The sequence below is a fragment of the Burkholderia territorii genome, assembly GCF_902833055.1.
Taxonomy (GTDB): domain Bacteria; phylum Pseudomonadota; class Gammaproteobacteria; order Burkholderiales; family Burkholderiaceae; genus Burkholderia; species Burkholderia territorii.
On the sequence record NZ_CADFEJ010000015.1, the window covers coordinates 21,408 to 43,647 of the forward strand.

Consider the following 22,240-nt stretch of genomic DNA (forward strand, 5'->3'; position numbering starts at 1 on the left):
TGCCCGCTGCGCCGCCCGTGCGCGCGACGGCTAGAACGTTGCGCGCGCAACGAAACTCATACTGACGGCTAAGTCGATGGAAATCTTTGGCATTCCGTTGCCGGCGATGCTGAGCCAGTTGCTGCTCGGGCTCGTCAACGGCTCGTTCTACGCGATCCTGAGCCTCGGGCTGGCGGTGATCTTCGGGCTGCTCAACGTGATCAACTTCGCGCACGGCGCGCTGTTCATGCTGGGCGCGATGCTCGCGTGGATGGGTCTGTCGTACTTCGCGTTGCCGTACTGGGCGATGCTCGTGCTCGCGCCGCTGATCGTCGGTGCGTTCGGAATCCTGATCGAGCGCTCGATGCTGCGCTGGCTGTACAAGCTCGATCACCTGTACGGGCTGCTGCTCACGTTCGGTCTCACGCTCGTCGTCGAAGGCGTGTTCCGGTCGATCTACGGGTCGTCCGGCCAGCCGTACGACGTGCCGTCGCAGCTCGCGGGCGCGACCAATCTCGGCTTCATGTTCCTGCCGAACTACCGCGCGTGGGTGGTCGTCGCGTCGCTCGCGGTGTGTCTCGCGACGTGGTTCGTGATCGAGAAGACGCGCCTGGGCGCCTATCTGCGCGCCGGCACCGAGAACCCGAAGCTCGTCGAAGCGTTCGGCGTGAACGTGCCGATGATGATCACGCTCACCTACGGCTTCGGCGTCGCGCTCGCCGCGTTCGCGGGCGTGCTCGCGGCGCCGGTAATCCAGGTGTCGCCGCTGATGGGGCAGCCGATGATCATCACCGTGTTCGCGGTGGTCGTGATCGGCGGGATGGGCTCGATCCTCGGCTCGATCATCACCGGGCTGCTGCTCGGCGTGATCGAGGGCTTCACGCGCGTGTTCTATCCGGAAGCATCGGCCACGGTCGTGTTCGTGATCATGGCGATCGTGCTGCTGATCCGCCCGGCGGGCCTGTTCGGCAAGGAAAAATGATGCAGAGAAAAGTGCTCTACGGCGCGCTGCTCGCCGCACTGCTCGTCGCGCCGTTCATCGGCGCGTATCCGGTGTTCGTGATGAAGGTGCTCACGTTCGCGTTGTTCGCGGCCGCGTTCAACCTGCTGATCGGCTATACGGGGCTGCTGTCGTTCGGCCATGCGATGTTCCTCGCGACGGCCGGCTACACGACCGGCTATGCGATCCAGACGCTCGGCTTCACGCCGGAGCTCGGCGTGCTCGCGGGCACGTTCGCCGCGACGCTGCTCGGGCTGGTCGTGGGCCTGTTCGCCATTCGCCGGCAGGGCATCTACTTCGCGATGATCACGCTCGCGTTCGCGCAGATGGTCTACTTCATCTATCTGCAGGCGCCGTTCACGCACGGCGAGGATGGCCTGCAGGGCGTGCCGCGCGGGCACCTGTTCGGGCTCGTCGACTTGTCGAACGACGTCGCGCTCTACTACGTCGTGCTCGCGGTGATCGTCGCGGCTTGCGCATTCATCGTGCGGATCGTGCATTCGCCGTTCGGCCAGGTGCTCGTCGCGATCAAGGAGAACGAGGCGCGCGCGATATCGCTCGGCTACGACACCGACCGCTTCAAGCTGCTCGCGTTCATCCTGTCGGCCGGGCTCGCGGGCCTGGCCGGTTCGTTGAAGGTGCTGGTGCTCGGTTTCGAGACGCTGTCCGACGCGTACTGGACGATGTCGGGCCTCGTTGTGCTGATGACGCTCGTCGGCGGGATGGGCACGCTGTTCGGCCCGTTGCTCGGCGCGGCGCTGATCGTCGCGCTGGAGGACCGGCTCGGCGACATCGGCGAATGGCTCGCATCGGCGACCGGCATCGGCTGGTTCCACTCGCTCGGCGAGTCGGCGACGATCGTCACGGGGCTCATCTTCATCGCATGCGTGCTTGCGTTCCGGCGCGGGATCGTCGGCGAGATGGTCGCGCGGGTCAAGACGCTCAGGCCGTCCTGATCGCATGGCGGCGGCCGTTGCGGCGGGTTGATGCGAAGCACCATCCGCCGCGGCCCGGAATGGCGTTTCCATGGCCTCAGGCCGGTGCCGCGCGGCAACACTGGTGCCCCATTTTCGTGCGGCGATGCACCATAGGGGTAAATGCTAAGTTGTCGCAGGGTGAAAGGTCCTTTAATCTTCGTCTCAGTTCTGATGCACCGCGAAACGAATTTGCAGGTGGAGAACGAGGAGACAATCGAGGCACAAAGTGCCCGGACCCCAAAGCGCTGTTGGACGGAATCCAACAGCGCTTTTTCATTTGGTGCGCGAATTTCCGTTGCTGGTGCAACGAGTGAGTGCCGTCAGCATTCTGCGCCGCCTCAACCGCGCTTATCCCGTCTTCACCGTTTTCATCCTTTCCGCTGGTCGATTGCCGCTGGCGCGCACGCGCGTGCATTGCCGTCCGGGCTTACCCGGTTGGCGTGCGTAAAAAGCGTCCGTTACACTCAGCTTTCGCCGACCGTGCGGTCGGGAAAACGGTCGGCAGTTCTCCTACAAGCAAAATGCAGAAGAGGGAGTGCGGTTGGATGAGAAGCGCGGGACGGTGGATCGCGGTGCGAGAGGCGGCTGGCGCCGCTCGTGCGGAGTCGGGGATGCACGCGTATGCGTCGGCGCTCACGAGCCGTCCTGCGGCCGGCATGCGCGTTCCGGTGCGGTTTGCCGGCACGACGGCGCCCGCGGTCGTTGCGTCGGCATCCGGTCTCTCGTTCGCGTTCGCATGAACGGCCGATTTTTCGATCCCGCATTGCCCGCTTGCGGAGCCGAGCCCGGCCGGGCCGGCCGACCTGCCGGCGATCGTTGCGTCCGCATCGATCGCGTGTCGCGCAACGCCGCATTTCTCCGTTTCATTCATCCTGACGACATTGCCGCCGCGCATCGTGGCGGGCGTACGGCCGTTTCGGCATGCGCCGCGACGCGCACGCGCGGTATCGCCGGGGCTGGATGGCGGCGCGGCGTTTCACGGGAAAACGAGTGTAGGCGCGGTACGGCGAGATAGTTAAATTATTAACTTGTTTGAGGACCGGGAGCCGCCCGAGCGACCCGCGGATTTTTCGAGCAGCGTTTGGAGACAACGTAAATGAAGATGAATCGATGGATGGAGGGTCTGCTTGCCGCGGGCCTCGTGTGCGCGGCGGCGACGGCGTCGGCCCAGGTGAAGATCGGTGTGACGCTGTCGGCCACCGGGCCGGCCGCCTCGCTCGGGATTCCGGAAAAGAACACGATCGCGCTGCTGCCGAAGGAAATCGCGGGCAAGAGCGTCCAGTACATCGTGCTCGACGATGCGTCCGACACGAGCCGCGCGGTGCAGAACGTGCGCAAGCTGATCGACGAGGATCACGTGGACGCGATCATCGGTTCGTCCGTCACGCCGAACTCGCTCGCGATGCTCGACCCGGTGTCGCAGGGCAAGACGCCGACGATCTCGCTCGCGGCGAGCGCGCAGATCATCTCGCCGATGGACGCGAAGCGCGCGTGGATGTTCAAGGTGCCGCAGAACGACCAGCTGATGGCCGATGCGATCGCCGGCTACATGGCCAAGCACGGCGTGAAGACGGTCGGCTTCATCGGCTTTGCCGATGCGTATGGCGACAGCTGGTACAAGACGTTCAGCGCGGCGGCGGAGAAGAACGGGCTGAAGCTCGTGTCGAACGAACGCTATAACCGCACCGACGCGTCGGTGATGGGGCAGGTGCTCAAGCTGATGGGCGCGAATCCCGATGCGGTGCTGATCGCCGGGTCCGGCACGCCGGCCGCGCTGCCTGCCAAGACGCTGAAGGAGCGCGGCTACAAGGGCAAGGTGTATCAGACGCACGGCGTCGCGAACAACGACTTCCTGCGCGTGTGCGGCAAGGATTGCGAAGGCGAGATCCTGCCGGCCGGCCCGGTGCTCGTGACCGACCAGTTGCCAGATTCGAACCCGGTGAAGAAGCCGGCGCTCGGCTACAAGGCCGCGTACGAGAAGGCGTACGGCGCGGGCTCGCTGTCGACCTTCGGCGGCCACGCATGGGATGCGGGGCTGTTGCTGCAGCGTGCGATTCCCGAGGCGCTGAAGAAGGGCCAGCCGGGCACCGAGGCGTTCCGCGAGGCGCTGCGCGCGTCGCTCGAGAGCGTGAAGGACCTGCCCGTGTCGCACGGCGTGATCAACACGACGCCGACCGATCACAACGGCTTCGACACGCGTGCGCGCGTGATGGTGCAGATCGTCGACGGCAAGTGGAAGCTGCAGGCCGAGTAAGCACCACATGAAACCGGCGGGTGCGGCGCGAACGGCGCCGTGCCCGCCGTGGGCAGCGGCGCGGGCCTGCCGGGCCGTTCCGCTGCCGCATCGAATCACCGGGGCCCGCCGCGTCGCGCCCGACGCGCCGATCTTGCCGCGCGTGCGCCGCGGTCATTCCCGTCTTTCGTTTCTCCGCAGCATTCTCGACACACGAAACGTATGGATCTCTCGATTGCGGCGATCCTCGCGCAAGACGGCATCACGACCGGCGCCATTTATGCATTGCTGTCGCTGGCGCTCGTGCTGGTGTTTTCCGTCACGCGGGTGATCTTCATTCCCCAGGGCGAATTCGTCGCCTATGGTGCGCTCACGCTTGCGGCGTTGCAGGCGCAGAAATTCCCCGCCACCTGCTGGCTGCTGTTCGTGATGGGCGTCGCGTGCTTCCTGCTGGAAATCGGCGGGTTGATCCGCCATCGCGAACGCCGTCATCAGCTCGGCCGCACGCTCGCCACGCTCGGCAGCCGCTACGTATTGCTGCCGCTCGCGGTGTTCGCGATCACGCGCAGCGTTGCCGCGCAGCCGATGCCGATGCTCGCACAGATTGCGCTGACGCTCGCGATCGTCGTGCCGATGGGGCCGTTCGTCTACCGGCTCGTCTATCAGCCGATCGCCGAAGGCACGACGCTGCTGCTGCTGATCGTGTCCGTCGCCGTCCATTTCGCGATGGTCGGCCTCGGGCTGGTGATGTTCGGCGCCGAAGGCTCGCGCACCACCGGCTTCGCGGACACGTCGCTGTCGGTCGGCAGCATGACCGTGTCGGTACAGAGCATTCTGGTGGTCGTGACCGCGCTGGTGCTGATCGCTGCGCTGTACGTGTACTTCGGCCGCACGATCGCCGGCAAGGCGCTGCGCGCGACGTCGGTGAACCGGCTCGGCGCGCGGCTCGTCGGCATCGGCACGACCGAAGCGGGGCGCCTGGCGTTCACGCTGGCGGCCGGCCTCGGCGTGCTGTCCGGGATCCTCGTCGGTCCGCTGACGACGATCTATTACGACTCCGGCTTCCTGATCGGCCTGAAGGGTTTCGTCGGCGCGATCATCGGCGGGCTGGTCAGCTATCCGCTCGCGGCCGCCGGCTCGCTGCTGGTGGGCGTGCTCGAATCGTATTCGTCGTTCTGGGCGAGCGCGTACAAGGAAGTGATCGTGTTCACGCTGATCATCCCGGTGCTGCTGTGGCGCAGTTTCGCGACGCCGCACGCGGAAGAGGAAGAGGAGTAAAGCGATGAAGACGATCGTACGCAACAAGACCTTCTGGGTGTTTCTCGTGGTGCTGTTCGCGCTGCCGGTGCTGCCCGGCGCGCTGCAGGTGCCCGAATACTGGATCACGCTGCTGAACTACATCGGCCTCTACGCGATCGTCGCGATCGGGCTCGTGCTGCTGACGGGCGTCGGCGGGATGACGAGCTTCGGACAGGCTGCGTTCGTCGGCATCGGCGCGTATGCGACCGCATTCCTGACGACGCGCTACGGTGTGTCGCCATGGCTCGCGCTGATCGTCGGTGTCGTGCTGACGGCGCTGGTCGCGCTCGTGCTCGGCGCGGTCACGATGCGCCTGTCCGGGCACTTCCTGCCGCTCGGCACGATCGCATGGGGCCTCGCGTTGTTCTACCTGTTCGGCAATCTCGAAGTGCTCGGCAAGTACGACGGGATCAACGGGATTCCGGCACTGAACCTGTTCGGCATCGAGCTCGGAAGCGGCCGCAGCCTGTACTTCCTGATCTGGGCCGTCGTGCTGGCCGCGATCGTGTCGGTGCAGAACCTGCTCAACAGCCGGCCGGGCCGCGCGATCCGCGCATTGCGCGGCGGCGGCGTGATGGCCGAGGCGATGGGCGTCAACACCGCGTGGATGCGAGTCGTGATCTTCGTTTACGCCGCCGTTCTGGCTGCGGTGTCGGGCTTTCTGTACGCGCATCTGCAGCGCGCGGTGAACCCGACCCCGTTCGGCTTGAACCACGGCATCGAATTCCTGTTCATGGCCGTGGTCGGCGGCGTATCGCATGTGTGGGGCGCGGTGCTCGGGGCGGCGATCCTGACCGTGCTGCAAGACTATCTGCAGACGCTGTTGCCGAAGCTGCTCGGCTCGGAGGGCAACTTCGAGATCATCGTGTTCGGCGTGCTGATGGTGTTGCTGCTGCAGTACGCGCGCCAGGGCGTGTGGCCGTTCGTCGCGAAGCTGTTCCCGCGCGGGCCGCGCGCCCATGCGCCCGACCATGCCGACCCGCTGCCGCAGCGCGCGAAGCCGGTGGCGGGCGAGCCGCTGCTCGTCGTCGACAACGCGCGCAAGCAGTTCGGCGGGCTGGTGGCCGTCAACGACGTCAGCTTCGACGTGAAAGCGGGGCAGATCATCGGGCTGATTGGCCCGAACGGTGCCGGCAAGTCGACCACGTTCAACCTCGTGACCGGCGTGCTGCAGCCGACCGGTGGCACGATCACGTTCCGCGGCGAGCGAATTAACGGGCTCACGTCGCGCCAGATCGTCCGGCGCGGAATCGGCCGGACGTTCCAGCACGTGAAGCTGTTGCCGACGATGACGGTGCTCGAGAACGTCGCGATCGGCGCGCACCTGCGCGGCCATACGGGCGTGTGGCGCAGCATCGCGCGGCTCAACGCGCATGAGGAAGCGCAACTGCTGGCCGAGGCGGCACGGCAGATTCGCCGCGTCGGGCTGGAGACGCACATGTACGACGAAGCGGGCAGCCTCGCGCTCGGTCAGCAGCGGATTCTCGAGATCGCGCGCGCGCTGTGCTGCGATCCGACGCTGCTGCTGCTCGATGAACCGGCCGCCGGGCTGCGCTACCAGGAGAAGCAGCAGCTCGCGCAGCTGCTACGGCGTCTGAAAGCGGAAGGTATGAGCGTGTTGCTCGTGGAACATGACATGGATTTCGTGATGAATCTCACCGACCGGCTGGTGGTGATGGAATTCGGCACGCGGATCGCGGAAGGGCTGCCGCAGGACGTGCAGCAGGATCCTGCGGTGCTCGAAGCGTATCTGGGCGGGGTGGAATGATGGCGGAGACGACGATGCCGATTCTCGACGTGCGCGGCCTGGCGGTGCGATACGGGAAGGTAGAGGCGCTGCACGGAGCGGCGATCAAGGTCGGCGCCGGGCAGATCGTCAGCGTGATCGGCCCGAACGGGGCCGGCAAATCGACGCTGCTGAACGCAATCATGGGCGCATTGCCGGTGACCGGGCATGCGTCGGGGGCCGTCGTATACCGCGGCAACGACGTGGGCGCGCTGCCGGTCGAACAGCGTGTCGCGCGCGGGATGTGCCTCGTACCGGAAAAGCGCGAGCTCTTCGGCACGATGACGGTCGAGGATAACCTCGTGCTGGGCGCGTATCGCCGCAAGCTGGCAGGCGAGTCGAATTTCCTCGACCAGCTCGACCACGTGTTTGAGCTGTTTCCGCGGCTCAAGGAGCGCCGCAAGCAGGCGGCCGGGACGCTGTCGGGAGGAGAGCGGCAAATGCTGGCGGTGGGCCGCGCGCTGATGGGCAAACCGGATCTGCTGATGCTCGACGAGCCCAGCCTCGGGCTGGCACCGCTGATCGTGAAGGAGATTTTTCATATCATCAGCGCGTTACGCGGCACAGGCGTCGCGACGCTGTTGATCGAGCAGAACGCTCGCGCGGCGCTGCAGATCTCGGACTACGGCTATGTGTTGGAGACGGGGGAGTTCGCGCTGGAAGGGCCGGCGGCCGAACTGGCACAGAACCCGCGCGTGATCGAAACATACCTGGGGTTGGCGAAGAAAACGGCTTGATGGTTCGGGCGGTCGGCAGGAAGCGGGCGGCGTGTTTCACGTGAAACACGCCGTTTTTGTTTTCCGAAAGAGCGCGATGCGCCCGTGGATCAGGCGTGGGGATAAGTGCCGGGGCAACAAGCGGAAGCCCTGTGACGAGAGCGGCTGGTAGGTGACAGTGCTCGATCGATACGACCCCACCGGCACAGGGGATAAGCGCAGGAAGCTCGATCGAAAATGCTGTGATGGCGCAAGCGATGGCTGCGCTGGCAAACCGCTATCGGCTGCGCGATTGCGCACAGCCTGGCAATGTGCGCCGAGGTCGCGGCGGCGCCACCGAAGCACGTGTCACCGCACAGCTCGGCCGGTCGGCCGAAAAAATTGACCAAATGAACCGGCCCTACCATTCGGACGGTCTTCGGGTGAAAAGCGAACCCGCTATAATTCGGCCCATACATTTCTCAGATAGGTTCGTGCGCAGTCCTGCGCGCGGAATCCACCATGCTTTTTCCCACAGAATTTGACGTCATCGTCGTCGGTGGCGGGCACGCCGGCACGGAAGCCGCGTTGGCATCGGCCCGTATGGGTGCGAAGACGCTGCTGTTGACCCATAACATCGAAACGCTCGGCCAGATGAGCTGCAATCCGTCGATCGGCGGCATTGGCAAGGGCCATCTGGTCAAGGAAGTCGATGCGCTCGGCGGCGCGATGGCCGCCGCGACGGACGAGAGCGGTATTCAGTTCCGGATCCTCAACTCGTCGAAAGGCCCGGCCGTGCGTGCGACGCGTGCGCAGGCCGACCGCATCCTGTACAAGGCCGCGATCCGTCGCCGGCTCGAGAACCAGCCGAACCTGTGGTTGTTTCAGCAGGCCGTCGACGACCTGATGGTCGAAGGCGACCGCGTGGTCGGCGCCGTCACGCAGATCGGCATCCGCTTCCGCGCGCGGGCGGTCGTGCTGACGGCCGGTACGTTCCTCGACGGCAAGATCCATGTCGGCTTGAACAATTACACGGGCGGTCGCGCGGGCGATCCGGCCGCCGTGTCGCTGTCGGCTCGCCTGAAGGAGCTGAAGCTGCCGCAGGGCCGCCTGAAGACCGGTACGCCGCCGCGCATCGATGGCCGCTCGATCGACTTTTCGAAGCTGGACGAGCAGCCGGGTGACCTCGATCCGATCCCCGTGTTCTCGTTCCTGGGCCGTGCGGAGCAGCATCCGCAGCAGCTGCCGTGCTGGGTTACACACACGAACGAGCGCACGCACGACATCATTCGCGGCGGTCTCGACCGTTCGCCGATGTATACAGGCGTGATCGAAGGCGTCGGCCCGCGTTATTGCCCGTCGATCGAGGACAAGATCCACCGGTTCGCATCGAAGGAGTCGCACCAGATCTTCCTCGAGCCGGAAGGGCTGACGACCAACGAGTTCTACCCGAACGGGATTTCGACGAGCCTGCCGTTCGACGTGCAGCTCGAACTCGTGCACTCGATGCGCGGCCTCGAGAACGCGCACATCCTGCGTCCGGGCTACGCGATCGAATACGACTATTTCGACCCGCGCGCGCTGAAGGCGTCGCTCGAAACGAAGGCGATCAACGGGCTGTTCTTTGCGGGCCAGATCAACGGCACGACCGGCTACGAAGAAGCAGCCGCACAAGGGCTGCTGGCTGGTCTGAATGCAGGCCGCTACGTGCAGGAAAAGGATGCGTGGTGCCCGCGCCGCGACCAGGCCTACCTTGGCGTGTTGGTCGACGACCTCGTCACGCGTGGCGTGGCGGAGCCGTACCGGATGTTCACCAGCCGTGCCGAGTACCGTCTGAGCCTGCGTGAAGACAATGCGGATATGCGCCTGACCGAAATCGGGCGCGAACTGGGCCTCGTCGACGACGTGCGGTGGGACGCGTTCAGCCGGAAGCGCGACGCTGTTTCACGTGAAACCGAACGGCTGAAGTCGACATGGGTCACGCCGAAGACGCTGCCGCCCGAAGAGGCGACCGCATTGCTCGGCAAGCCGATCGATCACGAGTACAGCCTCGCCGAGCTGCTGCGCCGCCCGGGGATCAGCTACGACGGTGTGTGCGGGCTGAAGGGCGGCGAATGCGCGCCGGCAGAGGCGCTGGCCGACGATCCGGTGGTGCTCGAACAGATCAAGGAACAGGTCGAGATCGGCATCAAATATCAGGGCTATATCGAGCGTCAGGCCAGCGAAATCGAGCGCAACGATGCGAACGAGAACACGCGCCTGCCGGACGGTATCGACTATCGCGAGGTGCGCGGCCTGTCCTTCGAAGTGAGTCAGAAGCTCAACGAGTTCCGCCCGGAAACGATCGGGCAGGCATCGCGTATCTCGGGCGTCACGCCGGCTGCGATCTCGCTGCTGATGGTGCACCTGAAGCGGCGCGGCCTTGGTCGTCGTAACGGCACCGCAGCAGAGGTGGCGGAACAGGGGGGCGGCACCGTCCCGACGCAACAATGACGGCGCGTCGCGCGCCGGCGGTTAATCGGGACGTACTGGAACAGATGCTCGTCGATGGCGCAGCCGCGCTCGACATCGCATTGACGGATACACAACGCAACCAGCTGCTCGACTATGTCGCGCTGCTCGGCAAGTGGAACGCGGTCTACAACCTGACCGCGATCCGCGACCCGAAGCAGATGCTGATCCAGCACATTCTCGATTCGCTCTCCATCGTTCCGCATCTGCGCGGCCGTGCATCGGCGCGCGTGCTCGACGTGGGTTCGGGCGGCGGGCTGCCCGGGATCGTGCTGGCGATCGTCCAGCCGGACTGGCAGGTCACGCTGAACGACATCGTGCAGAAGAAGTCTGCGTTCCAGACGCAGATGCGCGCTGAGCTGAAGCTCGCGAACCTGTCTGTCGTCACCGGGCGTGTCGAATCGCTGCAGCCGGGTGTCGAAGTGCCGGAAAAGTTCGACATGATCGTATCCCGCGCTTTCGCGGATCTATCCGACTTCGTTAAACTTGCTCGACATCTCGTCGCGCCCGGCGGGTCGATCTGGGCAATGAAGGGTGTCCACCCGGACGACGAAATTGCACGCCTGCCGGAGGGCAGTCGCGTAAAGCAGACGATGCGGCTGGCTGTGCCGATGCTCGATGCCGAACGGCATCTGATCGAGGTCGCCGTCGACGAGGCGAATTGAAGGCGTGCGGTAGCGCGCCGTTTGTTTGAAGGTAAAGGGAACACACCAACGATGGCAAAGATCTTCTGCGTTGCGAACCAGAAGGGGGGCGTCGGCAAGACGACGACATCGGTCAATCTCGCCGCAAGCCTTGCAGCGCAGGAGCAACGTGTCCTGCTGATCGATCTCGACCCGCAGGGCAACGCGACGATGGGCAGCGGGATCGACAAGGCTGCCTGCGAGTCGACCGTGTACGAAGTGCTGGTCGACGGCGTGTCGGTCACGGAGGCGCGCGTGCGTCCGGAAGGCGTCACGTACGACGTGCTGCCGGCCAACCGTGAACTGTCCGGTGCCGAGATCGAGCTGATCAGCATCGATAACCGCGAGCGACGGTTGAAGGCTGCGCTCGAACGCGTGGCCGACGACTACGACTTCGTCTTGATCGATTGCCCGCCGACACTGTCGCTGCTGACGCTGAACGGGCTGTGTGCGGCGCATGGCGTCGTGATCCCGATGCAATGCGAATACTTCGCGCTGGAAGGATTGTCCGATCTCGTCAATACGATCAAGCAGGTTCACGCGAACATGAATCGCGACCTGAAGATCATCGGCTTGCTGCGCGTGATGTTCGATCCGCGCATCACGTTGCAGCAGCAAGTCTCCGATCAACTGAAAGCGCACTTCGGCGACAAGGTGTTCGACGCGGTGATTCCGCGCAACGTGCGCTTGGCGGAAGCGCCGAGTTACGGGTTGCCGGGCGTCGTATTCGACCGTAACTCGCGCGGTGCGCAGGCGTATCTCCAGTTCGGTGCCGAGATGATCGATCGCGTGCGCGCGTTCGAGGTGTCGTGATCCGGACATGAGCGAAGCGAGGAAGAAAGACATGAACGCGGTACCAAAGAAGAAGGGCTTGGGACGTGGCCTCGAGGCGCTGCTCGGCGGCAGTGCTGACATCACCGAAGCGGTGAAGATCGAAGGCGCACCGAACACGCTCGCGCTCGGCAAGCTGCAGGCCGGCAAGTACCAGCCGCGCACGCGGATGGACGAAGGCAGTCTGCAGGAGCTGGCGGCCAGCATTCGCGCACAAGGCGTGATGCAGCCGATCCTGGTACGACCTATTTCGTCTGACAAATACGAAATCATCGCGGGTGAGCGGCGTTTCCGCGCGGCGCGACTGGCCGGCCTCGAAGAAGTGCCGGTGCTTGTGAAGGACGTGTCCGACCAGGCCGCCGCCGCGATGGCGCTGATCGAGAACATTCAGCGCGAGGATCTGAATCCGCTGGAAGAGGCGCACGGTATCCAGCGCCTGCTCGACGAGTTCGGTTTCACGCACGAGCAGGCAGCCGAATCGGTCGGCCGCTCGCGCAGTGCGGTATCGAACCTGCTGCGTTTGCTGAACCTCGCAGCGCCGGTGCAGACGATGCTGCTGGCCGGCGATCTCGACATGGGGCATGCGCGCGCGCTGCTTGCGGTCGATGCCGCGACGCAGATCACGCTCGCGCACCAGGTCGTCAACAAGCGCATGTCGGTGCGCGAGACCGAGAAGCTGGTTGCGCATACGACGAAGGAAGCGCCGGCGGTGAAGGCGCGCGCGAAGGACGACGGCGGCCGCGACACGCGCCGTCTCGAGGAAGAGCTGTCCGACCTGCTCGCATCGAATGTGAAGATCAAGCTCGGCCGCCGTGGGCGAGGGCAGGTGATGATCGACTTCGGCAACCTCGATGCGCTCGAGGGCATTCTTGCGCGCTTGCGCGGCAACGTCGCGACCGAAGAATAACGAGGCGCGACCGATGGAAAACACGGGCGCGCCGGCGCCGCGCCGGTGGCTTGGCTGGCTTTTGCAGGAGCCCGTACTGACGGTGCTGGCGCTTGCGCTGATTGTTCTGCAATGGTTGCGTCCACAACCAATTGCCGCGCTGACGGCTCTCGTCGACTGGCAGACCGTCGCGACGCTCGCCGGACTGCTGATGCTGACCAAGGCACTCGAACTGTCCGGATGCCTGATGTGGCTCGCGCATCGCATCGTGCATCACGTGCATTCCGAGCGCGGGCTTGCGATGCTGCTCGTCGTGTTCGCGGCGGCACTCGCGATGTGGCTCACCAACGATGTCGCGCTGTTCGTCGTCGTGCCGCTGATGGTATCGCTGCGCACGTTGACGCCGTTGCCGTTCCGGCGGCTCGTGATCGTCGTCGCGCTGGCCGTCAATGCGGGCTCCGTCGCGACGCCGCTCGGCAATCCCCAGAACCTGTTCCTGTGGCAATTGAGCGGCGTGTCGTTCGGCCGCTTCGTCGTCACGCTCGGGCCGCTCGCACTGGCGTTGATGGCGCTGCTTCTCGTGCTGACGGCGTGCGCATTTCGCGCGAAGCCGCTGGATCTGTCGGGAGACGTCGAGACCGTTCCCGTACAGCGTCTGCATGCGCTGCTCGCGGCGGTGTTGTTCGGTGCGTTCGTGCTGCTCGCCGACGCACATAATCCCTTGCCGGGCCTGGTGGGCGTGGTGATCGCGCTGCTGGTGGCGAGGCGTGACGCAGTCCTGAAGATCGACTGGCTGCTGCTGCTGATTTTCGTGCTGATGTTCGTCGTGCTGCGCAGCGCGGCCGCGCTGCCGGTCGTCCACGATGCGATCGCGGGAACCCATCTCGATTCACCGCTGCGCGTGTTCGCGGCGGGCGCGATTGTGTCGCAGGGAATCAGCAACGTGCCGGCGGCGATTCTGCTGTCGGAATTCACGCACGACTGGCGGGCGCTCGCGTTCGGCGTATCGGTGGGCGGCTTCGGCTTCGCGATCGGTTCGCTCGCGAACCTGATCGCGGTGCGACTCGCGAAGGAGCCGCGCATGTGGCTGCCGTTTCACCTCGTGTCGATTCCGTTCGCGCTGGTGAGCGCGGCGCTGGGTGCGTGGTTGCTCATTCACGGCTGAGCGATGCGTACCGCAAGCCTCGCGACGAGCGCGCACAGCGTTCCCGGTCGTTGTGAGTTCGAGCCTGTTGATAAGTGTTGCGCCACCACAGTCGCTCGACTGTGGTGGCGCAACAACTGATTGCACGCATCGGCGCGCTCGGTTCGAGCGTATTTCCCGTATCGCGCGAGCCGCGATGGTCACAGCATTTCCCTTGGTCATGCATTGCGGCGCCAGGGCATTTCGCATGATCGCGTCACAGCAGAATTCCTGTCGCGATCGCGCCGCGCCGGTGGCACCCGCACCAGACGTCGCGCTCATGTCGCTGGGTCGGCACCGCACGTTTTCGGGCAGGAAATACCGGTGCAAAAAACCGACCTTACAACTGTCATCGTACGTCGTCGCTGCGCGCGTTTTTCACATGATGAGGCGTCGTTTTACGCAGGTTTTTGTCGCGTCTAAAGCCTTGAATCACCTGCAACTATCGCTTACAATCGCCCGGATTTGTTAGCTAGGCACCCCTGAAAGCTTTCAGAAAGCTTGGGGCCGGGTTCAAGGATTTTGCGGAAGATTGCGATGGCGGGTCAGGCGCCGAACGACAGGCACGATGGTCCCCGAGCGCAACGCACCGCTTCAGCGGCCGGCGAACGGCGCGAGTCCGATGAAGACTGGGATGCCGAGCAGCAAGATAACAACATCGTTCCGCTCACGCGGACGGAAGCCGAGAGGCTGTTCGGTCCGAACGTGAGCAAGCCGTCGCGCGTGACCCCCTACAAGGTGGTGATCGCGCAGGTGGTCTTGTCCCTGGTTGCAACGCTGGCGTGGTGGCTGTTTTCGAAGTCGCCGGGCGCCGCTGCGCAATCCGCGTTTCTGGGCGGGGCGATCGGCTGGGTGCCAAGCGCGTTGTTCGTGGCACGACTGAAGGCAGGTGGTTCGGCCACCGTGATGAGCTGGGTGATGGGCGAAGCCCTGAAGCTCGGCGTGACGATCGGGATGTTCGCCGCGGTGGCGTACGGCTATGCCGGCGTGCACTGGCCGGCACTCCTCGTCACCTACCTCGTCGTGCTGAAGACGTACTGGATCGCGCTGGCCTGGCGGTAAGCAACAAGCAGCGTGCGGTTTCGACAACGAACCGCACCGGCCCGTTCCCGCAATAGCGTATTGCGGAACGGGGCAAAACGATTTTCGACAATTTGGGTGGCATTAACGATATGGCAGCTAGCGAAGGCACGCGCAGTCCGGATCCGTCCGAGTACATTGCGCACCACTTGCAGAATTTCTCCACCTCGCATCAGACGTCGATTTTCGATATCCACGTCTGGAACCTCGACACGCTGTTCTGGTCGATCGTGTGCGGCATCGTGACGATCGTCCTGCTGCGTCTGGCCGCCCGCAAGGCGACGTCGGGCGTGCCGGGCCGTTTCCAGTGCGCGATCGAGATGCTCGTCGAAATGGTCGAAGATCAATCGAAGGCCATCGTCCACGGCAACCGCGCGTTCATCGCTCCGCTCGCCCTCACGGTCTTCGTGTGGGTTGCGCTGATGAACTCCCTCGACTTCCTCCCCGTCGACCTGCCGGGCCGCGTCATCGGCCTGCTCGGTCTGTCGGACGTGATTTCCCACCATCGCATCGTCCCGACGGCCGACCTGAACGGCACGCTCGGCATCGCGCTCGGCGTGTTCGTCCTGATGATCTACTACAGCATCAAGATCAAGGGCGCGGGCGGCTTTGTGCACGAGCTGCTGTCGGCTCCGTTCGGCGCACACCCGCTGCTGTGGATCCCGAACCTCGCGTTGAACATCGTCGAATATCTCGCAAAGACCGTTTCGCTCGGCATGCGGCTGTTCGGCAACATGTACGCGGGTGAGCTGTTGTTCCTGTTGATCGCCCTGCTCGGCAGCATGTGGAGCTTCGGTGGCGACGCAACGTTCCTCGGCTTCGTTGGTCACGTGATCGCGGGTAGCGTCTGGGCAATCTTCCACATCCTGATTGTTCTGTTGCAGGCATTCATTTTCATGATGCTGACGCTGGTGTATCTCGGCCAGGCGCACGACAAGCACTAAGCGCGGCGTGCAAAAAAGAGTTTCCGTTTTAGTTTTTTAAATCTCAGTTCCAAGTCTTTTCACAAAGGAGTGATCATGCAAGCTTACATCGCCAACATCCAGGGTCTGACCGCCATCGGTATCGGCATCATCATCGGCCTGGGTGCAATCGGCGCCTGTATCGGTATCGCGCTGATGGGTGGCAAGTACATCGAAGCCTGCGCACGTCAGCCGGAACTCATCAACCCGCTGCAAACGAAGATGTTCCTGCTGGCCGGCCTGATCGACGCTGCATTCCTGATCGGCGTTGGTGTCGCAATGCTGTTCGCGTTCGCGAACCCGCTCCTGTCGAAGCTCGCAGGCTAAGGTTCCTCGGAAATATGCGCCCGGCGCAAGCCGGCGCAGGGCGGAACGGAGACTTGGGGCGCTGATCGAATGCAACTCGATGAGCGCCTTACCGTTTCATTTTTCCGGAATAGCAGATAAGGAAACACCGTGAATCTCAACGCAACTCTGTTTGCGCAAATGGTCGTGTTCCTGGTCCTCGCGTGGTTCACGATGAAATTCGTGTGGCCGCCGTTGATCAACGCCCTCGACGAACGTTCGAAGAAGATCGCCGACGGCCTCGCCGCCGCGGAGAAGGGCAAGGCGGAACTCGACGCAGCGCACAAGCGCGTGGACCAGGAACTCGCGCAGGCCCGCAACGACGGCCAGCAGCGCATCGCCGACGCCGAAAAGCGTGCACAGGCGGTCGCCGAGGAAATCAAGGCCAACGCCCAGGCTGAAGCCGCCCGCATCGTCGCCCAGGCGAAAGCGGAAGCAGAACAGCAAATCGTGAAGGCGCGCGAAGCGCTGCGTGGCGAAGTCGCCGCGCTGGCCGTGAAGGGCGCCGAGCAGATCCTGAAGCGCGAAGTCGATCAAACGGCCCACGCCCAACTGCTGAATCAACTGAAAGCCGAGCTCTGATCATGGCCGAACTTGCAACCATCGCCCGCCCTTACGCAGAAGCGCTGTTCCGCGTGGCCGAGGGAGGTGACATCGCCGCCTGGTCCACGCTCGTGCAAGAGCTGGCCCAGGTTGCGCGTCTGCCGGAAGTGCTGTCGGTCGCGTCGAGCCCGAAGGTGACGCGCACGCAAGTGGCCGAGCTGCTGCTTGCTGCGGTGAAGTCGCCGCTCGCGGCCGGCGCTGAAGCGAAGAACTTCGTGCAGATGCTGGTCGACAATCATCGCATCGCGCTGCTGCCGGAAATCGCCGAGCAGTTCGAGGCGCTCAAGAACGAACGTGAAGGTGCAGCCGACGCCGAGATCGTGAGCGCGTTCCCGCTGAACGGCGCGGATCTCGAAAGTCTCGTCGCTGGCCTCGAACGCAAGTTCAAGCGCAAGCTGAAGCCGACGGTCGAAGTCGATTCGTCGCTGATCGGCGGCGTGCGCGTGACGGTCGGCGACGAAGTGCTCGACACCTCGGTTCGCGCGCGCCTCGCATCGATGCAGGCTGCCTTGACCGCCTGAGCGCCACGCCGGCACGCAACAGAATTGACTATCAGGAGCGAATAATGCAACTCAATCCCTCTGAGATCAGCGAGCTGATCAAGAGCCGGATCCAGGGCCTTGAAGCGAGCGCAGACGTTCGCAACCAGGGCACCGTGATCTCCGTGACCGACGGTATCGTGCGCATCCACGGCCTGTCGGACGTGATGCAGGGCGAAATGCTCGAGTTTCCGGGCAACACGTTCGGCCTCGCGCTGAACCTCGAGCGCGACTCGGTCGGCGCGGTGATTCTCGGCGAATACGAACACATCTCGGAAGGCGACGTCGTCAAGACGACGGGCCGCATTCTGGAAGTCCCGGTTGGTCCGGAACTCGTCGGCCGCGTGGTCGACGCGCTCGGCAACCCGATCGACGGCAAGGGCCCGGTCAACGCGAAGCTGACCGACGCGATCGAAAAGATCGCCCCGGGCGTGATCTGGCGCAAGTCGGTGTCGCAGCCGGTGCAGACGGGCATCAAGTCGATCGACGCGATGGTGCCGATCGGCCGTGGCCAGCGTGAGCTGATCATCGGCGACCGTCAGTGCGGCAAGACCGCGGTGGCGCTCGACGCGATCATCAACCAGAAGGGCAAGGACCTGATCTGTATCTACGTCGCGATCGGCCAGAAGGCTTCGTCGATCATGAACGTGGTGCGCAAGCTCGAAGAAACGGGCGCGCTCGAATACACGATCGTCGTCGCCGCTTCGGCTTCGGACTCGGCTGCGATGCAGTACCTCGCACCGTACGCCGGCTGCACGATGGGCGAATACTTCCGCGATCGCGGCCAGGACGCGCTGATCATCTATGACGACTTGACCAAGCAAGCCTGGGCATACCGTCAGATCTCGCTGCTGCTGCGCCGTCCGCCGGGCCGTGAAGCATATCCGGGCGACGTGTTCTATCTGCACTCGCGTCTGCTCGAGCGCGCGGCTCGCGTGTCGGAAGAGTACGTCGAGAAGTTCACGAACGGCGAAGTGAAGGGCAAGAGCGGCTCGCTGACGGCACTGCCGGTCATCGAAACGCAGGCTGGCGACGTGACCGCGTTCGTTCCGACGAACGTGATCTCGATTACCGACGGCCAGATCTTCCTGGAAACCGACCTGTTCAACGCAGGCATCCGCCCGGCAATCAACGCCGGCGTGTCGGTGTCGCGAGTCGGTGGCGCCGCTCAGACGAAGGTCGTGAAGAAGCTGTCGGGCGGTATCCGTACCGACCTCGCGCAGTACCGTGAACTGGCGGCATTCGCGCAGTTCGCATCGGACCTCGACGAAGCGACCCGCAAGCAGCTCGAGCGCGGCCGCCGCGTGACGGAACTGCTGAAGCAGCCGCAGTACCAGCCGCTGCAGGTGTGGGAACTGGCCGTGTCGCTGTACGCCGCGAACAACGGCTACCTCGACGACCTCGACGTGAAGCAAGTGCTGTCGTTCGAGAAGGGCCTGCGCGACAACCTGAAGACCAGCCACGCTGACCTCATCAAGCGCATCGAAGACACCAAGGATCTCTCGAAGGACGACGAAGGCGCGCTGCGCGCGGCGATCGAATCCTTCAAGAAGTCGGGTGCCTATTGATCCGCGAGTGACACACTGAGGCCGCGCGGGTGCTGATGCGCCCGCGCCGCTTCGGTCAAGGAGCAAGCTATGGCTGGAATGAAGGAAATTCGCGGCAAGATCAAGAGCGTGCAGAACACGCGCAAGATCACGAAGGCGATGGAGATGGTGGCCGCATCGAAGATGCGCCGCGCGCAGGAACGCATGCGCGCCGCTCGTCCGTACGCGGACAAGGTCCGTGCCATCGCCGCGCACATGAGCCGCGCGAACCCGGAGTACCGCCACCCGTTCATGGTGGCAAACGACGGCGCGAAGACGGCCGGCATCATCCTCGTCACGACGGACAAGGGTCTTTGCGGCGGTCTGAACACCAACGTGCTGCGTGCGACGGTGCAGAAGTTCAAGGAGCTGGAAGAGAAGGGCCAGAAGGTCGAAGCCACCGCGATCGGCGGCAAGGGCCTCGGGTTCCTGAACCGCTTCGGCGCGAAGGTGATGTCGCAGGTCGTGCACCTCGGCGACACCCCGCATCTGGACAAGCTGATCGGCGCCGTGAAGACGCAGCTCGATCTGTACTCGGAAGGCAAGCTGTCGGCGGTCTATATCGCTTACACGCGCTTCGTCAACACGATGAAGCAGGAAGCCGTGATCGAGCAGCTGCTGCCGCTGTCGTCGGACCACTTCGATGCCGATGACGGTACGCCGGCCACGTCGTGGGACTACATCTACGAGCCGGACGCGCAGGCAGTCGTCGACGAACTGCTCGTGCGTTACGTCGAGGCGCTGGTGTACCAGGCCGTCGCGGAGAACATGGCGTCCGAGCAATCGGCGCGGATGGTCGCGATGAAGGCCGCGTCCGACAACGCGAAGACGGTGATCAGCGAACTGCAGCTCGTATACAACAAGAGCCGCCAGGCCGCGATTACGAAAGAACTGTCGGAGATCGTCGGCGGCGCAGCCGCTGTTTAAGCGCGCGCCCGGGACGACAACTGCGCCTTTGCGCGAGTAAAGAATCAGGTATTTAAAGGAAAAGCGATGAGTACTGCTGCTTTGGTAGAAGGCAAGATCGTACAGTGCATCGGCGCCGTTATCGACGTGGAATTCCCGCGCGACAGCATGCCGAAGATCTACGACGCGCTCATTCTCGATGGCTCGGAACTGACGCTCGAAGTTCAGCAGCAGCTGGGCGACGGCGTGGTCCGTACCATTTGTCTGGGTGCATCCGACGGCCTGCGCCGCGGCCTGACCGTGAAGAACACGGCGAAGCCGATTTCGGTGCCGGTCGGCAAGCCGACCCTCGGTCGTATCATGGACGTGCTCGGCCGTCCGATCGACGAAGCCGGTCCGATCGAAAGCGAACATACGCGTTCGATCCACCAGAAGGCTCCGGCGTTCGACGAACTGTCGCCGTCGACCGAACTGCTCGAAACGGGTATCAAGGTCATCGACCTGATCTGCCCGTTCGCGAAGGGCGGCAAGGTCGGCCTGTTCGGCGGTGCTGGCGTGGGCAAGACCGTCAACATGATGGAGCTCATCAACAACATCGCGAAGGAACACGGCGGTTACTCCGTGTTCGCGGGCGTGGGCGAGCGTACCCGTGAAGGGAACGACTTCTACCACGAAATGAAGGACTCGAACGTTCTCGACAAGGTCGCGCTGGTGTACGGCCAGATGAACGAGCCGCCGGGCAACCGTCTGCGCGTCGCGCTGACCGGCCTGACGATGGCCGAGCACTTCCGTGACGAAGGCCTCGACGTGCTGTTCTTCGTCGACAACATCTACCGTTTCACGCTGGCCGGTACCGAAGTGTCGGCACTGCTCGGCCGTATGCCGTCGGCAGTGGGCTATCAGCCGACGCTGGCTGAAGAAATGGGCAAGCTGCAGGAACGCATCACGTCGACCAAGAAGGGCTCGATTACGTCGGTTCAGGCCGTGTACGTCCCTGCGGACGACTTGACCGACCCGTCGCCGGCAACCACCTTCGGCCACCTGGACGCAACCGTCGTTCTGTCGCGTGACATCGCTTCGCTGGGTATCTACCCGGCGGTCGATCCGCTCGACTCGACGTCGCGCCAGATCGACCCGAACGTGATCGGTGAAGAGCACTACACGATCACCCGTCGCGTTCAGCAGACGCTGCAGCGCTACAAGGAACTGCGCGACATCATCGCGATTCTGGGCATGGACGAACTGTCGCCGGAAGACAAGCTGTCGGTCGCACGTGCGCGCAAGATCCAGCGTTTCCTGTCGCAGCCGTTCCACGTCGCTGAAGTGTTCACGGGCTCGCCGGGCAAGTACGTGCCGCTGAAGGAAACGATCCGTGGCTTCAAGATGATCGTCGACGGCGAGTGCGACCACCTGCCGGAACAGGCGTTCTACATGGTCGGCACGATCGACGAAGCCTTCGAAAAGGCCAAGAAGATCCAGTAAGGCTTGAGTGAGTCGCAAGCCGGCGTGCGCCGGCCGGAGCTGCAGTCAGCGATGACTTCATTCCGGCCGCCCGCGCCGGCCGCAATACGCTCAACCCGTGGATGAGATTGGAGTCGATATGGCAACCATCAAAGTAGACGTCGTCAGCGCGGAAGAGCAGATCTTCTCGGGCGAGGCGAAATTCGTCGCGCTGCCGGGCGAAACGGGTGAGCTGGGCATTCTGCCGGGCCACACGCCGCTCATCACCCGGATTCGTCCGGGTGCGGTGCGCATCGAAGTCGAGGGCGGCAACGACGAATTCGTGTTCGTCGCAGGCGGCATTCTCGAAGTGCAGCCGGGCGCCGTGACGGTGCTCGCCGATACCGCGATCCGCGGCAAGGACCTCGACGCGGCGAAAGCCGAGGAAGCGCGCAAGCGTGCCGAGGAAACGCTGCAGAACGCGAAGTCGGACCTCGACCTCGCAAAGGCGCAATCCGAGCTCGCGACCGCGATGGCGCAGCTCGAGGCGATCCAGCGTCTGGCGAAGATTCGCAGCCGGCACTGAGCCGCGCGCGCGTATCCCGCGAAAGAAAGCAGCCTTCGGGCTGCTTTTTTTCGTCCGTCGTATTCGTCTGTTTCTTGCGGCCACGAATCCGTATCGTCCGGTCGTGCAATTTCATCCGCCCGCCGCGATT

The 22,240-nt window shown here is 64.1% G+C and carries 20 protein-coding genes; all 20 read left to right on the plus strand.

What is annotated here, in order from left to right; translation table 11 throughout:
- The first annotated feature begins 76 nt into the window (after positions 1–76).
- The 20 genes from HW466_RS22515 (at position 77) to HW466_RS22610 (ending at position 22,110) form a co-directional block, all read left to right on the plus strand.
- Positions 77–961, plus strand: a complete 885-nt coding sequence (locus HW466_RS22515) for a branched-chain amino acid ABC transporter permease (protein WP_059465975.1) — start codon at positions 77–79, stop codon at positions 959–961.
- Positions 961–1,935 carry a branched-chain amino acid ABC transporter permease gene (locus HW466_RS22520; RefSeq protein WP_059505637.1) on the plus strand — a complete coding sequence of 325 codons (975 nt, stop codon included), beginning with the start codon at positions 961–963 and terminating at the stop codon, positions 1,933–1,935. Before HW466_RS22515 ends, HW466_RS22520 begins: the two co-directional genes overlap by 1 nt.
- A gap of 1,117 nt (positions 1,936–3,052) precedes the next feature.
- On the plus strand, positions 3,053–4,210 hold the full coding sequence (locus HW466_RS22525; protein WP_059452559.1) for an ABC transporter substrate-binding protein: 1,158 nt from the start codon (positions 3,053–3,055) through the stop codon (positions 4,208–4,210).
- A 201-nt stretch (positions 4,211–4,411) separates the two neighbouring features.
- Positions 4,412–5,467 (plus strand): branched-chain amino acid ABC transporter permease, encoded by a 1,056-nt coding sequence (locus HW466_RS22530; RefSeq protein WP_151003500.1) that lies wholly within the window; start codon positions 4,412–4,414, stop codon positions 5,465–5,467.
- Positions 5,468–5,471: 4 nt separating this feature from the next.
- Positions 5,472–7,256, plus strand: coding sequence for a branched-chain amino acid ABC transporter ATP-binding protein/permease (locus tag HW466_RS22535; protein ID WP_059452561.1), 1,785 nt, complete (start codon positions 5,472–5,474; stop codon positions 7,254–7,256).
- Positions 7,256–8,011 carry an ABC transporter ATP-binding protein gene (locus HW466_RS22540; RefSeq protein ID WP_151003501.1) on the plus strand — a complete coding sequence of 252 codons (756 nt, stop codon included), beginning with the start codon at positions 7,256–7,258 and terminating at the stop codon, positions 8,009–8,011. Before HW466_RS22535 ends, HW466_RS22540 begins: the two co-directional genes overlap by 1 nt.
- Positions 8,012–8,491: 480 nt before the next feature.
- Positions 8,492–10,462: a tRNA uridine-5-carboxymethylaminomethyl(34) synthesis enzyme MnmG gene (gene mnmG, locus HW466_RS22545; RefSeq protein ID WP_151003503.1), complete on the plus strand. Its 1,971-nt coding sequence runs from the start codon at positions 8,492–8,494 to the stop codon at positions 10,460–10,462.
- Entirely contained in the window at positions 10,459–11,145 is a 687-nt protein-coding gene (rsmG, locus tag HW466_RS22550) for a 16S rRNA (guanine(527)-N(7))-methyltransferase RsmG (protein ID WP_059505589.1), read from the plus strand. The genes mnmG and rsmG overlap by 4 nt, the downstream gene beginning before the upstream one ends.
- Before the next feature lie 51 nt (positions 11,146–11,196).
- Entirely contained in the window at positions 11,197–11,976 is a 780-nt protein-coding gene (locus tag HW466_RS22555; RefSeq protein ID WP_059505587.1) for a ParA family protein, read from the plus strand.
- A 31-nt stretch (positions 11,977–12,007) separates the two neighbouring features.
- Complete coding sequence (locus HW466_RS22560) at positions 12,008–12,901, plus strand: ParB/RepB/Spo0J family partition protein (RefSeq protein ID WP_059452566.1); 894 nt, start codon at positions 12,008–12,010, stop codon at positions 12,899–12,901.
- Positions 12,902–12,914: 13 nt separating this feature from the next.
- On the plus strand, positions 12,915–14,045 hold the full coding sequence (locus HW466_RS22565; protein WP_151003505.1) for an SLC13 family permease: 1,131 nt from the start codon (positions 12,915–12,917) through the stop codon (positions 14,043–14,045).
- A 555-nt stretch (positions 14,046–14,600) separates the two neighbouring features.
- Entirely contained in the window at positions 14,601–15,125 is a 525-nt protein-coding gene (locus tag HW466_RS22570) for an ATP synthase subunit I (RefSeq protein ID WP_059505635.1), read from the plus strand.
- A gap of 110 nt (positions 15,126–15,235) precedes the next feature.
- Entirely contained in the window at positions 15,236–16,087 is an 852-nt protein-coding gene (gene atpB, locus HW466_RS22575) for a F0F1 ATP synthase subunit A (RefSeq protein ID WP_059772075.1), read from the plus strand.
- Positions 16,088–16,162: 75 nt separating this feature from the next.
- Positions 16,163–16,432, plus strand: a complete 270-nt coding sequence (gene atpE / locus HW466_RS22580; protein ID WP_006482730.1) for a F0F1 ATP synthase subunit C — start codon at positions 16,163–16,165, stop codon at positions 16,430–16,432.
- 129 nt (positions 16,433–16,561) lie between these two features.
- Positions 16,562–17,032: a F0F1 ATP synthase subunit B gene (locus tag HW466_RS22585; RefSeq protein ID WP_006477283.1), complete on the plus strand. Its 471-nt coding sequence runs from the start codon at positions 16,562–16,564 to the stop codon at positions 17,030–17,032.
- 2 nt (positions 17,033–17,034) lie between these two features.
- Complete coding sequence (locus tag HW466_RS22590; RefSeq protein WP_059505582.1) at positions 17,035–17,574, plus strand: F0F1 ATP synthase subunit delta; 540 nt, start codon at positions 17,035–17,037, stop codon at positions 17,572–17,574.
- Positions 17,575–17,618: 44 nt separating this feature from the next.
- Positions 17,619–19,160, plus strand: coding sequence for a F0F1 ATP synthase subunit alpha (gene atpA / locus HW466_RS22595; protein WP_059452571.1), 1,542 nt, complete (start codon positions 17,619–17,621; stop codon positions 19,158–19,160).
- 69 nt (positions 19,161–19,229) lie between these two features.
- Positions 19,230–20,105: a F0F1 ATP synthase subunit gamma gene (atpG, locus tag HW466_RS22600; RefSeq protein WP_059452572.1), complete on the plus strand. Its 876-nt coding sequence runs from the start codon at positions 19,230–19,232 to the stop codon at positions 20,103–20,105.
- Positions 20,106–20,171: 66 nt separating this feature from the next.
- Positions 20,172–21,566: a F0F1 ATP synthase subunit beta gene (gene atpD / locus HW466_RS22605; RefSeq protein ID WP_011882816.1), complete on the plus strand. Its 1,395-nt coding sequence runs from the start codon at positions 20,172–20,174 to the stop codon at positions 21,564–21,566.
- Positions 21,567–21,684: 118 nt separating this feature from the next.
- Positions 21,685–22,110, plus strand: a complete 426-nt coding sequence (locus HW466_RS22610) for a F0F1 ATP synthase subunit epsilon (RefSeq protein WP_006477288.1) — start codon at positions 21,685–21,687, stop codon at positions 22,108–22,110.
- Positions 22,111–22,240 lie beyond the last annotated feature (130 nt).